Source organism: Deinococcus multiflagellatus, assembly GCF_020166415.1.
In the GTDB taxonomy this organism is placed as follows: domain Bacteria; phylum Deinococcota; class Deinococci; order Deinococcales; family Deinococcaceae; genus Deinococcus; species Deinococcus multiflagellatus.
In genome coordinates, this window is the sequence record NZ_JAIQXV010000001.1 from 15,700 (window position 1) to 30,190 (window position 14,491).

Annotated in this window: 13 protein-coding genes; 3 read left to right on the forward strand and 10 right to left on the reverse strand. The window is 67.9% G+C overall.

What is annotated here, in order from left to right:
• Positions 1 to 472: 472 nt before the first annotated feature.
• The 5 genes from K7W41_RS00065 to purB all read right to left on the reverse strand — a co-directional run bounded on the left by K7W41_RS00065 (position 473) and on the right by purB (position 6,741).
• Positions 473 to 1,549 (reverse strand): type IV pilus twitching motility protein PilT, encoded by a 1,077-nt coding sequence (locus K7W41_RS00065; protein ID WP_221088576.1) that lies wholly within the window; start codon positions 1,547 to 1,549, stop codon positions 473 to 475.
• Positions 1,546 to 2,412, reverse strand: coding sequence for a pantoate--beta-alanine ligase (gene panC, locus K7W41_RS00070; RefSeq protein WP_224603495.1), 867 nt, complete (start codon positions 2,410 to 2,412; stop codon positions 1,546 to 1,548). The genes K7W41_RS00065 and panC overlap by 4 nt, the downstream gene beginning before the upstream one ends.
• Entirely contained in the window at positions 2,405 to 2,773 is a 369-nt protein-coding gene (locus tag K7W41_RS00075; protein WP_221088578.1) for a phage holin family protein, read from the reverse strand. Before K7W41_RS00075 ends, panC begins: the two co-directional genes overlap by 8 nt.
• A 191-nt stretch (positions 2,774 to 2,964) precedes the next feature.
• On the reverse strand, positions 2,965 to 5,088 hold the full coding sequence (locus K7W41_RS00080; protein WP_224603498.1) for an eCIS core domain-containing protein: 2,124 nt from the start codon (positions 5,086 to 5,088) through the stop codon (positions 2,965 to 2,967).
• A gap of 345 nt (positions 5,089 to 5,433) precedes the next feature.
• Complete coding sequence (purB, locus tag K7W41_RS00085) at positions 5,434 to 6,741, reverse strand: adenylosuccinate lyase (protein ID WP_224603500.1); 1,308 nt, start codon at positions 6,739 to 6,741, stop codon at positions 5,434 to 5,436.
• A gap of 182 nt (positions 6,742 to 6,923) precedes the next feature.
• Between purB and K7W41_RS00090 the strand changes: the two genes are divergently transcribed.
• Positions 6,924 to 7,463 carry a hypothetical protein gene (locus K7W41_RS00090; RefSeq protein ID WP_224603502.1) on the forward strand — a complete coding sequence of 180 codons (540 nt, stop codon included), beginning with the start codon at positions 6,924 to 6,926 and terminating at the stop codon, positions 7,461 to 7,463.
• Positions 7,464 to 7,690: 227 nt separating this feature from the next.
• Here K7W41_RS00090 and K7W41_RS00095 read toward each other — a convergent pair whose 3' ends face one another.
• On the reverse strand, positions 7,691 to 8,347 hold the full coding sequence (locus tag K7W41_RS00095; protein WP_224603504.1) for a hypothetical protein: 657 nt from the start codon (positions 8,345 to 8,347) through the stop codon (positions 7,691 to 7,693).
• Positions 8,348 to 8,423: 76 nt separating this feature from the next.
• Here K7W41_RS00095 and K7W41_RS00100 point away from each other — a divergent pair, with 76 nt between their 5' ends.
• Positions 8,424 to 8,597, forward strand: coding sequence for a hypothetical protein (locus K7W41_RS00100; RefSeq protein WP_221088583.1), 174 nt, complete (start codon positions 8,424 to 8,426; stop codon positions 8,595 to 8,597).
• A gap of 156 nt (positions 8,598 to 8,753) precedes the next feature.
• Here K7W41_RS00100 and K7W41_RS00105 read toward each other — a convergent pair whose 3' ends face one another.
• Entirely contained in the window at positions 8,754 to 10,409 is a 1,656-nt protein-coding gene (locus K7W41_RS00105) for a chloride channel protein (RefSeq protein WP_224603506.1), read from the reverse strand.
• A gap of 196 nt (positions 10,410 to 10,605) precedes the next feature.
• Between K7W41_RS00105 and sodA the strand changes: the two genes are divergently transcribed.
• Positions 10,606 to 11,229, forward strand: coding sequence for a superoxide dismutase (gene sodA, locus K7W41_RS00110; protein ID WP_224603508.1), 624 nt, complete (start codon positions 10,606 to 10,608; stop codon positions 11,227 to 11,229).
• Positions 11,230 to 11,322: 93 nt separating this feature from the next.
• Here the strand turns inward: sodA and K7W41_RS00115 are convergent, their stop codons facing one another.
• The 3 genes from K7W41_RS00115 to K7W41_RS00125 form a co-directional block, all read right to left on the reverse strand.
• On the reverse strand, positions 11,323 to 12,816 hold the full coding sequence (locus tag K7W41_RS00115; RefSeq protein ID WP_224603510.1) for a tripartite tricarboxylate transporter permease: 1,494 nt from the start codon (positions 12,814 to 12,816) through the stop codon (positions 11,323 to 11,325).
• Positions 12,816 to 13,328: a tripartite tricarboxylate transporter TctB family protein gene (locus K7W41_RS00120; RefSeq protein WP_224603512.1), complete on the reverse strand. Its 513-nt coding sequence runs from the start codon at positions 13,326 to 13,328 to the stop codon at positions 12,816 to 12,818. Before K7W41_RS00120 ends, K7W41_RS00115 begins: the two co-directional genes overlap by 1 nt.
• A gap of 121 nt (positions 13,329 to 13,449) precedes the next feature.
• Positions 13,450 to 14,415, reverse strand: coding sequence for a Bug family tripartite tricarboxylate transporter substrate binding protein (locus K7W41_RS00125; protein WP_224603515.1), 966 nt, complete (start codon positions 14,413 to 14,415; stop codon positions 13,450 to 13,452).
• Between the last annotated feature and the right edge of the window lie 76 nt (positions 14,416 to 14,491).

Below are 14,491 nucleotides of genomic sequence, written 5' to 3' on the forward strand. Positions count from 1 at the left end.
CGCCCCTGCTCTTATCCGGGAGTGGCGCCCTGCCCCCAGGAGAGGGGAGAGGACTGGTTCGGATAACCGGGGTACGTGAACGAGAATGCCCCTTGTTTCCACTGACGCCGCGCTGACACGCGCAGCTTACCACGCCCCCAAAGCCCGGCCATACGGGCAGGAACAGACAGGCCAGAGGTACAAAGAGCGCCAGCCCCAGGCCCTGAACGGAGCACCTGGAGCCGGCAAGAAGGGAATGGCGCAGACAGTTTTCGAGCGGTGCAGGGCAGCCGTTGTGAACACGTTGCCTGAGAGGTCAGCCCCGTCAACACCCTCGGCCGCGCCGCTCTGCACGTCCCATGCAAGGGAGAGGGGTAAAAACAGCGTGTTCGTCAAGCACCACCAGATAGCACTCCGAAACGGTTGTCAAATAAGGAGTTCACCAGCGGGATGGCACGCCCAAGGGCTTTTCCCACTTCCCACAACCCGCCCTTCAGTACGCCGCCCCCGCCCGCGTGACCATCAGCTTCACTTCGTGCGGGCTGGTGGCCGCCGCCAGCGCCTCGTCCATGGTGATCAGCGTGTTGCGGTACAGCTGCACCAGATGCTGGTCGAAGGTGTGCATGCCGCGAATGTTGTCCTCGATCAGGGCGTCCTTGATCAGCGGGGTCTTGTCCTCGTCCTTGATGTAGTCCTGAATCAGCGGTGTATTCAGCATGACTTCCAGGCCCAGCACGCGGCCCACGCCGTCGGCGCGGCGCAGCAGGCGCTGGCTGATGATCCCCACCAGGGACTCGGCCAGTTGCAGCCGCACCTGATCGCGCTCGTAGGGCGGGAAGAAGTCAATGATGCGGTTGACCGAGCGCACGGCGTCCTGCGTGTGCAGCGTGCTCAGCACGAGGTGGCCAGTCTGCGCCGCCGAGAGGGCCGCTTCCACCGTTTCCTTGTCGCGCATTTCCCCAATCATGATCACGTCGGGGTCCTGGCGCATGGCGTACTTCAGGGCGGTGCGGAAATCGCGGGTGTCACTGCCGACCTCGCGCTGCACCACGATGCTTTTCTTGTTCTTGTGCAGAATCTCGATGGGGTCTTCCACCGTGATGATGTTGTAGGCGTAGGTGCGGTTGATGTGGTCAATCAGGCTGGAGAGCGTGGTGGTCTTGCCGCTGCCGGTGGGCCCCGTGACCAGAATCAAGCCGCGCGGATTTTCGGCCAGCTTGCGCAGCACGTCGGCGGGCAGGCCCAGCGCCTCGAAGCCGGGGATGGCGTCCGAGACAATGCGCATAACCATACCCACCGCGCCGCGCTGCCGGAACACGTTGCAGCGGAAGCGCCCCAGGCCTGAAACGCTGTAGGCAAGGTCCAGCTCGTTGCGGTAGGTAAAGTCGTCCCACTGGTCGGGGCTCATCAGGGCCTGGGCCAGCAGCTGGGTGTCGGGGGGCATCAGGGGCTGGGTGCCGAAGGGCACGAGCTGCCCGTCAATGCGGCCCATGGGCGGGCTGCCCGCCTGCAGGTGCACGTCCGAGGCGCGGCGGGAGACCATTTCGCGCAGCAGTTCGTCCAGGGTCATGCGCCGCCCTCCCCAGCATGTAGGGGCATGTTGTCAATCAGGCGCACCCCGAACATCCGGGCCGCCACAAGCACGCGGTTCATGGGACTATTGTCCACCATTTCGCCCGCCTGCATATCACCGTCCACCACCTTCAGGTAGTCCAGGGTGACTTCTGGGTGGGCCGCCAGAACCGCGAGGCCGGCTGCCTCCAGTGCCTGGGTGCGCCGCTCGCCCCCAGCGTAAGCGGCCTGCACAGCCTTCAGGGCACGCGACAGCACGGTGGCCTCGGCGCGCTGCTCGGCCGTGAGGTAACTGTTGCGGCTGCTCAGGGCCAGCCCGGAACTTTCGCGCACGGTGGGCACGCCGCGCACCTCCACGGGCACGTTCAGGTCGGTGACCATGCGGCGAATCACCGCCAGCTGCTGCCAGTCTTTTTCGCCAAACAGCGCGTACTGCGGCTGCACCAGGTTGAAGAGTTTCAGGACCACCGTGGCGACGCCGGTAAAATGCCCCGGCCGCGCGGCGCCGTCCAGCCCCTCGCTGACGCCGCCCACCGTCACCTGGGTGGCAAAGCCCGCTGGGTACATGGTCTCGGGCGCAGGGTGAAACAGCACATCCGCCCCCGCGTCTCCGGCGATCTGCAGGTCGCGCGGCAGGTCGCGGGGGTAGCGGCCCAGGTCTTCCTGCGGGCCAAACTGCAGGGGATTCACGAACACGCTCACCACCACCTGCCCGCCGGGCACCAGCCTCCGGGCCCCCCGGATCAGGGTCGCGTGGCCCTCGTGCAGGTAGCCCATGGTGGGCACCAGCGCCACCGGGCCGCCGCTGCGGGCGGCACGCAGCTCGGCGGGGGTGGTCAGCAGGTGGGGGGGGTTACTCACGGCGCCCGTCCAGACCCAGCGCGCCCACCACGCCGTCCAGCACCCAAGAAATCACGCCCAGAATCAGCGCGCCCACCACGGCGGCCCCAAACCCCGACACGTTCAGGGCCGTGGCCGCCGCCACCAGCCACAGCACAATGCCGTTCACGACCAGGGTAAACAGGCCCAGGGTCAGCACGTTCACCGGCAGCGACAGCAGCAGCAGCACCGGGCGCACCAGGGCGTTCACCACGCCCATGACCACAGCGGCAATCAGAATGCTGACCGCATCCGCGCCGGGCACGAAACTGACCCCGCTGTACACCCGCGTGAGCAGATACAGCGCCAGCGCGCTGACCAGCAGCCGAACGAGAAAGCCCATGCGGGCAGGATACTGCGCCCGAACGAGAGCCTTAGACGGCTTCCGAAAAATTCCGTAATACGTTACGGAATTTTTCCGACCGGAAGGAGGAGGAAAAAATACGGATTTCCGGGAATTGGGCTGGCACAGCGCCGAAGGCGGGGAACATCCAGTTCTTTTCTGGATGTTACGGAAATGGACGGCAGTCCGTATTAGACGTACTTCAGCTGAGGATTGGTGCCCTTGCTGACATAGGCCACCTGCACTTCCTTGCCGCCGCCCACCTTCGTCTTGAGGTGGGTGTTCAGTTCGGCCTGCCGCTTGCCTGGGAACACATAGCAGACCTTGCTGATCTTCTCGCCGCCGTCGCCGGTGTAGCCTTTTTGCAAAATCCGCACGTAGTCGTCGTGCTGGTTGTTGTTGGTCCCGAGCGGCACCTTGGTGTAATAGAACTTGGCGTCATAGAGCGTTTGCGTCGCGCTGTCATAACTGTCCGAGGAGCGGGTCTGGTTCATCTGGCCCTGCTGGCTGACCGTCACCCGGCCCCCGCTCCCCAGCACGGTCTTGTCCACGAACGATTCGAACATGGAGCCCTTGCCTGACACACTGAACATGCCGCCGTTGGAGTGGTCGTTGCTGACCAGGGTTTCGCAGACCTCTTCCATGGCCTCGCGGGTCTGCACCATGTCGGGGATATGGTTTTTGAACAGGGCCTGGGTAAAGTGCGGGTACTGGTCGCCCTTGGCGGGCATCAGGTTCAGGACGTCCTGATCGGTCAGTGGGACCACGTTCAGCACGGCGTCCACGGCCACATGGTGCTTTTTGGTGATCAGCTTGTCCTCCATCGTGTCCACCTTGCGCTTCTTGGTTTTCAGCAGGTCAATGACCTCGTCGCAGTCGGACAGCACGGTGCCTGGATTGGCCGGCTTGATGTCCAGGGCGCCGAATTTCTGAACGTAGCGGTCATCGGCCTCCTTGAGCGCGGCGACCAGGGTGTAGGGTTTTCCCCCTTCCTTGTAAATGTCTTTGAGCAGGGTCTGGTACTGGCTGTCGTAAAAGTTGGCCGGTGCGCCCACTTTGCGCGCCGAGATGCCCAGGCGCTTATTGAACTCGGCGAGCAGCGCCACCTCTGGAAATTTCAGATACAGCTCTGAGCCCTTGCCCCTCTTCTTGATTTGCCGCTGCACCGTACCCGTCGCCGCCTGGGCTGCTGGGTGGGGTGCAGGACCCGCACCCGCGCCGCCCGGCCCGTCCATAACAGCCAGCCGCTTGCCCATCTGCTGCGCTTCCTGCTCCTTCCCAGCGTCGGGGTCCAGGCCGGGCTGAACCCGGCCCTGAGTCTGCTGCACCACATGGGTGGCCTCGTGGGCCAGAAGCTCCAGGCCAGAGGTGCTGTGCGGGTTGTACTGGTTCGCGGCGAAGTAGATGTCTGTCCCGGTGGTGAAGGCGGTGGCCTGAAGGCTGCTGGCCAGCTTCGCCGCTTCGCTGTCCGTATGCACCCGCACGCGCGAGAGGTCGGCGTTCAGGCCCGCTTCCAGGTGGCGCTGCACCGCTGCAGGCAGCGGTTCGCCCCCGCCCTGCCGCGCCTGGACCCGCTGGGTCACGGTCTGCAGATGCTGCGCGGCCTGCTGGCCCTGCAATTCGGCCAGTTCGTGCGTGCGCGCCGCGTGCTGGCCCTGCAGGGCGTGGGCTGTGACGGCCCGCTGCAGGGCGGCGTCCTGGGCCTGCACGCGCTGCACGGCCGCAGCGTAAGCCTGCGCGCCGAAAGGCTCCTGAGCGGCCTGCCGCTGCAACGCCGCCAGCAAGGTGCCCTCGTCCGCCCCCGCCTGCACATGGCGCTGCACCACGCCCAGCGCGTGCGCGGCGCGTTCGGTGGCGGGCACGTACGGCGCAAACTGCCCGTACGCCGCGCCCACCTCGCCCAGCGCCTGCCCGGTGAGGGCCGCGCGCTGCACCGGCGCCAGTTGTGCGGGCGGGGGCGGCATCAGGGGGGCAGGCTGGCGCTGCCACGCGCTCAGGCTGAGGGGCGTGACCCCGGCTTCGGCCAGGGCGGCGCCACTCTGGGCCACCTCGCCCTGGGCCCGCTGGATGGCGGCGGCCAGCCCACGCTGGGCTGCCTGATCCGCGCGCAGCAGCGAAGCCGCCTGCAAGGTGGGGGCCACCAGCGCCCGCTGCACGGCGGCCGAGGTCGCCCGGCGCGCGGGTTCGGTGGCAGGCTGGGGCGCGCTGTCCCACTCGGCGTCCTCTGGGCCCGGCAGCGCAGAGGTGGGGGCAACATGGGGCAGCAGGCGAAGGTCGGCGCGGGGTGAACGGAAGCGGGACGGGCGCTCAAACATGGGCAACCTCCGGGGTGGCGCCACCGTACCCCGCCGGGCGTTAGCGATCCGTTAAGGCCGAGACGGGTAAGAGACGGTTCCCTGGCCGTCGGCGCGGCACATGTTCACGTTCGCGCGTTCCGTGTGCTGCTTTAGGAGAGAAGAGTGGTCATCAACCGCACATCTTCTCTGGGGCTGTTTCCATTGCTGCGTGTGGGTCATCCTTGCGGCCTCACCCTTCGAGGGTCGCTGGCGCAAAATGGCTGGTCCACGATCAAGGCGCCGCTTGCCTGCCCCCAACTTCCCCCAACAGTGCAGGACCCCAGGGCCTCTCCCCGGAGTCCTATGTGGAGCCGCTGCTTTCTCTTACAACCCGAAGCGGGCGTAGATGTCGTTCACGTGGCGCAGGTACCAGTTCAGGTCAAACGCGGCGTTCAGTTCGGCGTCGGTGAGGGTGTTTTCGGGGTCGGCTTTCAGCAGGTCGCGCAGGCCCTCGCCGGTTTCCCAGGAACGCAGGGCGTTGCGCTGCACCAGCCCGTAGGCGGCTTCGCGCGACATGCCCTTCTCGTCAATCAGGGCGTGCAGCACCCGCTGGCTGTATACCAGCCCGCCCAGGTCGTTCAGGTTGCGCAGCATGCGTTCGGGGAACACCACGAGGTCACGCAGCACGCCCGTCAGGCGGCGGGTGGCGTAGCTGGCGCTGGCCGTGGCGTCGGGCAGAATCACGCGCTCGGCGCTGGAATGGCTGATGTCGCGCTCGTGCCACAGCGCCACGTTTTCCAGCCCGGTGGCCAGAAAGCCGCGCAGCAGCCGCGCAAAGCCGGTCACGTTCTCGGTCAGGATGGGGTTTTTCTTGTGCGGCATGGACGAACTGCCGGTCTGCCCCTTGCCGAACGGCTCCATGGCCTCGCGCACCTCGCTGCGCTGCAGGTGGCGGATTTCCACGGCAATGCGCTCCAGGGTGGTGCCCAGAATCGCCAGGGCGGAGAGCACCTCGGCGTGGCGGTCGCGGGCCAGGGTCTGGTTGGTCACGGGGGCGGGCTGCCAGCCCCAGCCGTGGGCCACTTCCTCCTCCACGCGCGGCGAGACGTGCGCGTAGGTGCCCACCGAGCCCGAGAGCATCACCACCTGCACGCGCTTGCGGGCGGCGTGCAGCCGTTCCAGGTCGCGGTCCAGGGTGGCCATCCAGTTCAGGAACTTCAGGCCAAAGGTCATGGGCTCGGCATGAATGCCGTGGGTGCGGCCCACCGTGGGCGTGTGCTTGTGGGCCACCGCCTGGGTGCGGCAGACCTCGCGCAGCGCCTCGACATCGGTGATGATCAGGCCCAGGGCCTCGTCCAGCAGCAGGTTCTGGGCGGTATCCACCACATCGGTGCTGGTCAGGCCGTGGTGGATAAAGCGCGCCTCTTCGCCGTACCGGTCGGTCAGCGCGCGGGTAAAGGCCACGATGTCGTGGCGGGTGACCGCTTCAATCTCGGCCACCTTCTGGGCAAAGGCGTCGTCCAGGGGGTCGGCCTTGCTGCGTTCGGTGAGGGCCTCGAACGCTTCTTTGGGCACCTCGCCGTGCCGGGCCTGCGCCTCCATGGCCGCCAGTTCCACGCGCAGCCACGCGCGGTACTTGCTGGCCTCGCTCCACAGCGCCTTCATTTCCGGGGTCAGGTAACGGTCAATCACGTGCCCGAGGCTAACACGCGCTGGCGCATGGCCCTGGGCCAGTGGTGGGCCGTCTGTGCAGGCGACTTCATGTGGAGACAGAAAGCCGTCAGCCGCCCGTGGCACTGTACGGGCCTCACGACATCGCCCACACCATCAGCTCAAGGCCGGGCGAGATCGGTTCATCTTCAGGAGGTATTGCCATGTCTAAACGCATTGCTCTGCTCGTGACTGCCGCGCTGACCTTGACGCCTGCGCTGGCCCAGACCACCCCAGCGCCCGCCCCCACCACCAGCACCGTGACCCTGCCCGGTCAGGTGCCTGCCCAGCTGAAAGACGCCTGGGCCAGCTTCCTGGCTTCGGGCGGCACCGCCAGCCTGCTGGACAGCAGCGGCGCCGTGATGGGCACCGTGAACGCCGACGGCACGGTCACCCTGAACGCGGGCAAGACGCTGGCCGATGTGAAGGCCGTGCGCCTGCAGCCCAAGACGGGCACGGCGACCACGGTGAACGTGACCCGTGACCTCACCCGTCCTGGCACCATCAAGATCGAGTGGATGGGCCAGGGCGGCAAGATGCAGTCCCTGCCCCTGCCAGCCGTGGTGAACCGCACCCTGCGCGCCGAGCCCCCGGCGCCGCCCGCTACCACGCCCGATGACAGCAAGAGCAAGGACGACGACAAGAACAAGTCCGACAAGGGCAAGCCCGATACCAACCCAGGCAAGGGCAAAGGCAAGTCCTAAGCCGCCCAGCAGGCCAGCGCCACTCCGAAAGGGGTGGCGCTGTTGCTGTGGTGAAAGTGAGGGACTTTAAGTCCTCGGCTTTGCCTTAAAGCCGGCAAGGTATGTTGTCGAAGATCAAGAGCTCTGCCCGGCCGCTTCCGACCTCGGGCAAAGGAGCATTGGGGAAACACGGCGCGTTGACCAATGCTCTTAACTGAGGTCACCGTGATCTAAATGCTGCTCTGCCTTCAAGGCATCCCTGGGCCCTGGGGCAGCACGCCGGCGCCTATGCCCGCCCACAGGAGGGTGTTGCCAGGGGCGTTCAGGGCCCCCAGCGGCAGATAGGCGCGCCAGATCGGGTCGTAGGGCACGGCCTCGGGTAGCCCCATCGCCCGCTGCAGCGCGTTCTGGTAAGTGGCGCAGTCAAAGGCGTTCTCTTGCCCCCCCAGCAGGTACGGCGCCCCCTGCAGCCGCGCGATTTCCGCATTCATGGCCGCCCAGTGCTGGGGCCGCACGCCGCTGTCAATCACCAAGATCAGGTCGCGCGAGTTCAGGCTCTCCAGGGGCCGCAGCTGTGCCCCGATGCCGATGGGCCCGGTTTCCTCGCTCAGCGCCGCCTCGCTGACCTTGCGGGTGATGTGGGTGCATTCGCCGTACACGGCCCGCACGCGCTGGCAGCCCACGATCAGGCTGCCCACGGGGGCCCGGCGGGCGGCGTCCTCTAGCGGCAGCACCCGGCTGGCCGGCAGCGCCGACTGGGTCAGCAGGTCTAAGGGTTGCCACGCCGCGTCGGGCACGGTGCGCAGGTTGTCCATGCGCGGCCCGGTGGTGGCCGGCAGGCAGCTGCTCAGCAGGCCAGCGGTGAGCATCGGAACCAGCAGGGCAGGGCGGGACAGAGGCTTCACGGTGCCTCCACTATGCCGCTACAGTGCGGGGCATGAGGGTGCCCAGGTTGCTCTTTTGGCCCCGTGCGGGCGGCCCATGATCGTGGGCCTGCTGATTCTGGTGCTGCTCAGCGTGAACCTGGGCGGGCTGGCCAGTCTGGTGTTGCAGGTGGGGCGCGGCGAGTGGCTGGCCGCCGCCGGAACGGCCGTGATGCTGACGGTGCTGAACGTGCTGGGCTTTGCCCTGCTGCGGGACCTGCGCCAGCGATAAGCGAGATATGGACACTTGCTCCAGGTGCCTCTTTGCGCTCCTGGCGTCGCTCCTCAGTTTGGCTGGAGGACGGCACAGGTCGCCGCATCTCACCGTCCAGGCACCTTTGCTTTCAAGTAGGGCGGCCGGTCATGGACCCTGGCCTCACTCCTCTCCTCACGACCCAGGCAAACGCAGGATGCCTTCCAGCGCGGCGTAGGCATCGGGGCGGGCCAGGAACACCAGCTCGTCGTTGGGGGTCAGGCGCAGCTGGGGGCGCGGCAGGCGCACGGTGCCGTCGCGCACCACGCCCACAATTTCCACCCCGGGGGGCAGGCTGACCACCTGCATGCGGGCGCCGTGCCAGCTGGGGGGCACCGCGCGGCGGTACAGTTCGCGTTCGCTGGACGGCGGGGGCAGCAGGTCGGCTTCCTGCAGGGTGCTTTCGGGGGCGTCGTAGGGAACGGGCGCGCTGGGGGCCGCCACTGGCACGCGGCGGGGGCGCAGGCGCACGGTATCGGGCAGCCACGCCGGGCCCCCGGCATGGACCGGGCTGTCGCGCCGGGCGCCCAGCTGCGTGGGCACCAGCCCACTGGTGCCGCTGAGGGTGTGGGCCAGCCCACTGGCCACCAGCGCCAGGGGCAGCAGCGTTTCGCCGCCCCAGGTCACGGCCAGCAGGCCCGCCGCCAGCGGCACGTTCAGCGTGACGGTCAAAAAGGCCACCGCGCCCACCATGCAGGCCACGGCGGTGTCAATGCCCAGCAGGCTGCCCATGCCGGTGCCGATCAGACCGCCGACCGCCACCGAGGGCAGCACACCCCCGCCCAGCGCAATGCGCGCGCCAATGGCGAGCAGCAGCCAGCGCCACGCGCCCTGTCCAGCGGCCTCCGGGCCCAGGAAACCGGCGGCGCCCAGCTGCAGCCAGCCGCTGCCGTCGCCCAGCACGGCGGGGGTGCTGAAAGCGGCAATGGCGGCGGTCAAGCCCCCGAACACCGCGCCCACCACCAGCCGCAGCGGGCCGTCAGCGGTCCAGCGTTCCGGCAGCACCTGACAGGCCAGCAGCGACAGCCAGCCCATCGCGGTGGCCACCAGCGCCACCAGTAAAAAGGCGGGGAGCTGCGGCGCGGCCGGCACCTGTACGTCGGGCATGCTCAGCAGCGGCGTAAAGCCAAAGGCCAGTCCGTAGACCGCCGTGCCCGCCACCGCCGCCAGCACGCAGGGCATGACCACCTCGAACTCGAATTCAAAGCGGCGGTAGAGCACCTCGGCCACCAGCACTGCCGCCGCCAGGGGCGCGTGCAGCACGGCGCCCAGCGCGGCGGCCCCGCCGGCCAGGGTCAGGGTGCGCAGTTCCACGCCGTCCAGTCGGGTCACGCGCTGCATCAGGCGGGCGCCCAGTTGCCCGGTCATGGTAAAGGCCGAGTCGCGGCCCACCATCAGCCCCGATCCGTAGCCCAGCAGGGTGCCGCCCAGTGTACGCAGCTGCGCGATCAGGGGCGGCCACTGGCCCCGGGCGTGGTAGCCCCCCACCAGTTGCGTGAGGGGATCGCCGTGGCTGGACGGAATCAGCCACGCGCACGCCGCGCCGATCAGGGGCAGGGCCAGCAGTCCCCAGGGCTGGGCGGTGCCAAAGGCCATCATCAGGCCGCCCTCGCCGGTGGTGCCGGGCGGCGAGAAATCGGTGAGGCGGCGGCCCAGCCCCAGCAGCAGGTCCAGCGTCAGGCGCAAGACGATGCTCAGGCCCCCCACCAGGGCGCCCAGCAGCACGCTGAGCACCACCAGCCGCCCGGTTTCGAGGCGGTTGAGCACAGCGCGGGGCAACGGAGAACGCATCGGCGCCCATGCTAAGGCATTTGGCGCGGCGCGCGGTGGCACGGGGCGCAGGGCCGCAACATGAAGCTCAGCTTAACCGCGCGGGGCCTCACCTCATCTGCACGCGGCGCGTAAGATACTGGCCGGTTGTCCGGCTGCAAGCGCGAGCGCCGTGCCGCGCCTTGCCCCCCGGCCGGGATTGAAAAGGAGCACCATCATGGCCTACGAACTGCCCAAGCTGCCCTACGCCTACGACGCCCTGGAACCCCACATTGACGCCCGCACCATGGAGATTCACCACACCAAGCACCACCAGACCTACGTGGACAACGCGAACAAGGCGCTGGAAGGCTCTGAGCTGGCCAGCCTGCCCGTCGAAGACCTGATCCAGAAGCTTGATCAGGTGCCCAGCGACAAAAAGAACGCCCTGCGCAACAACGCGGGCGGCCACGCCAACCACAGCCTGTTCTGGCAGGTCATGGGCCCCCAGGGTGCCGGGCAGCCGAGCGGCGAACTGATGGACGCCATCACGGCTGCTTTCGGGTCCTACGACGCCTTCAAGGAAAAGTTTGAAGACGCCGCCAAGACCCGCTTTGGCTCCGGCTGGGCGTGGCTGGTCGTGCAGAACGGGCAGCTGGCCGTGGTGAGCACCGCCAACCAGGACAACCCCCTGATGGGCGAGGCCGTGGCCGGCGTGAGCGGCACCCCCATTCTGGGCGTGGACGTGTGGGAACACGCCTACTACCTGAACTACCAGAACAAGCGCCCGGACTACCTGAAGGCCTTCTGGAACGTGGTGAACTGGGACGAAGTGGCGCGCCGGTACGCCGCGGCGAAGTAAAGACACAGGGCCATGAGCCGTGGGCTCTGGGCCATGAGGGAAAGGGCAGCGGCGCGGCTGGGGTGACCAGCGGCGCCGCTCTCTGTTGGGGGCTTAGGCTTTGCGGCGCCGGGCGCGCCATTTCAGCACCTGCGGCACCACCAGCGCGGCCAGCACCGCCACCAGCAGGAAGGCCGAGAGCGGCTGGCGCAGGAAGACGGTGAAATCGCCGCTGCTGGCCTGCACTGCCGTGCGGAACTGGCTTTCGGCGGCGGGCCCCAGAATCACGCCGATGATGGCGGGCGTGACCGGAAAATCGAAGCGGCGCATGCCGTAGCCGATCAGGCCAAACAGGGCCAGCAGGTACAGGTCAAACACCGAGTTGTTCAGCGAGTACACGCCCACCGTGGAAAACACCAGAATCGCGGCGTACAGAAAGGGCCGGGGAATGAGCAGCAGCCGCGCCCAGACCGGCGCCAGCGGCAGGTTCAGGGCCAGCAGCATCACGTTGCCGATGTACAGGCTGGCAATCAGCCCCCACACGAGGTCGCCGTTGGTGACGAACAGCAGCGGCCCCGGCTGCAGGCCGTAGCCCTGAAAAGCGGCCAGCAGCATGGCGGCCGTGGCGCTGGTGGGCAGGCCCAGGGTCAGCAGCGGTACCAGCACGCCCGCCGCCGAGGCGTTGTTGGCGGCTTCGGGGCCGGCAACCCCCTCAATGGCGCCCTTGCCAAATTCCTCGGGGTGGTTGCTGAGCTTGCGTTCCAGGGTGTAGGACAAAAAAGTGGGAATCTCGGCGCCGCCAGCGGGCACCGCCCCAAAGGGAAAGCCCAGGGCCGTGCCGCGCAGCCAGGGTTTCCACGACCGGCGCCAGTCCTCACGGTTCATGCGGGCGTTGCCGGCCAGTTTGATCACGTTAGCCCCGCCCTGACGCAGGCGGCTGGCCACGTACAGCGTCTCGCCCACGGCAAACAGGCCGATCACCACCGTCACGAAATCAATGCCGTCCAGCAGCTCCGGGACGCCCAGGGTGAAGCGGGCCTGTCCACTTTGCAGGTCGGTGCCCACGAGGCCAATTGCCAGCCCGAAAAACAGGCTGACCAGCCCGCGCAGGGGCGAGCCCCCAAAGGTGGCGCTGATGGTGACAAAGGCCAGCAGCATCAGCGCAAATTTGGCGCTGGGGGGAATCTGCACCGCCACCTCGGCAATGGCGGGGGCCGCGAAGGTGAGCAGCACCGTGCCGATGGTGCCGGCCACAAAGGACCCGATGGCGGCGGTGGCCAGCGCGGCGGCGGCGCGGCCCTTCCGGGCCATCTTGTTGCCTTCCAGCGCGGTGATGATGGAACTGCTTTCGCCCGGGGTGTTCAGCAGAATGCTGGTGGTGCTGCCCCCGAACATCCCGCCGTAGTAAATCCCGGCAAACATGATGAACGCGCTGACGGGCGGCAGCTTGGCGGTCACGGGCAGCAGCAGCGCCACCGTCAGGGCCGGCCCAATCCCGGGCAGCACGCCCACCAGGGTGCCCAGCGTGACGCCCACCAGGGCCCACAGCAGGTTCAGGGGCGTCAGGGCCGTTTCAAAGCCGGTCAGCAGCGACGACAGGGCCTCCATCACAGCACCCCGTTCAGCAGGCCAGCAGGCAGGCTCAGGCCCAGGCCACGGGTAAAGGCGAGGTAGGTGATCAGGGCCACGGCCAGCGCCACGCCGGTTAACAGGAAGAGGCGGCGCTCACCGTAGGCGTAGCCCACGCTGGTGTACATCAGGGCCGTGCCCAGCACAAAGCCCAGGGGCTGCAGCAGCGCCGCGCCCAGCAAAAAACCCCCCAGAATCAGGGCGGCGGGGCGCAGGTCGGCGGGTTGGGTGGGGTCGGTGTCTTCTTCAACGGCCGGTTCGGCGCGGTGGCCCTGCAGGGCCGAGACCAGCAGCGCCAGCCCCAGCAGCAGCGTGCCGGCCGACACGATCAGGGGAAAGGCGCGCGGGCCCACCACGGCGCTGATGCCAAACGGAATCTGCAGGGTGCCCGCCAGGAGCAGGCCGCCCAGCAGCAGCACGCCCAGCGCCACCAGCAGGTCGGGAACACTGGGGCGTGGGCGGTGGGCGGGGGCAACGGAAGGATCAGTCATAGGAACCTCGGCAGGCACAGGGCGCCCACGGCAGCGCCGGGCCCGAGGCGCGCCATTGGGCGCCTCTGCCCGGCTGGGGGTGTGGGCTCAGAGCAGGGGAGAGGGCGAGGCGCCGCCGCGCTTATTTCACCAGCCCAATGTCCTTCAGAATCTCGCGGGTGCGGTTGGCTTCCAGTTTCAGGAACACGTCGAACTTGCTGCCGCTCATGTACAGGTCCGTCCAGTTGCGGGCTTTCAGGGTGTCTTTCCACGCCTTGCTGGCGTGCAGTTTGTCCATGGCCGCCACCAGCGTCGCCTTTTCGCTGCCGCTGAGGCCCGGGGGCGCCACGATGCCGCGCCAGTTGGCCAGTTCCACGTTGTAGCCCTGGGACTTCATGGTGGGCACCGGAATCCCGGCCTGGGCCTTGGGCGCACTGAGACCCAGGGCGCGCAGCTTGCCGGCCTTGATCTGCGCCTCGAATTCGCCGTAGCCCGCCACGCCCGCGGCCACCTGATTGCCCAGCAGGGCCGCCAGCGTTTCGCCACCGCCGCTGAAGGGCACGTAGTTCATCTTTCTGGGGTCCACGCCCGCCGCCTTGGCAAACAGGCCCACCAGCATGTGGTCGGTGCCGCCCGCGCTGCCGCCCGCAAAGGCGAGGCTGGGGTTGGCCTTCCAGGCGGCGGCCAGGTCGTCCAGCGTCTTGTGGGGGCTGCTGGCGGGCACCACGATCACCTCGTACTCGCCGGTCAGGCGGGCAATGGGGGTCACGCGGCTGAGGTCCACCTTGGAGCTGTTGGTCTGAATGGCGCCCACCATCACGAGCCCCATGGTCATCAGGAGGTTGCCGTCGCCCTTGCTGTTGTACAGCTGCGCCAGCCCAATGGTGCCGCCCGCGCCGGGCACGTTGAACACCTGCACGCCCCGGGCAATGCCCTCGCCCTGCAGCACGCTCTGAATGGCGCGGCTGGTCTGGTCCCAGCCGCCCCCCGGGCTGGCGGGCGCCATGATGCGCAGGCCGCTGAGGCCCTGGGCGGAAACAGAAGTGGTCAGCAGCAGGGCCGACAGCACAAGGGCAGCAGGTTTGAATGGTGCAGGCTTGAAGGTCATAGGGGTGCCTCCGGAAATAGGCAGAACAGAAAGCGGTGTCGGGCCCGCAGCTGGGCACAGGGGGCGCTGGGTTGTG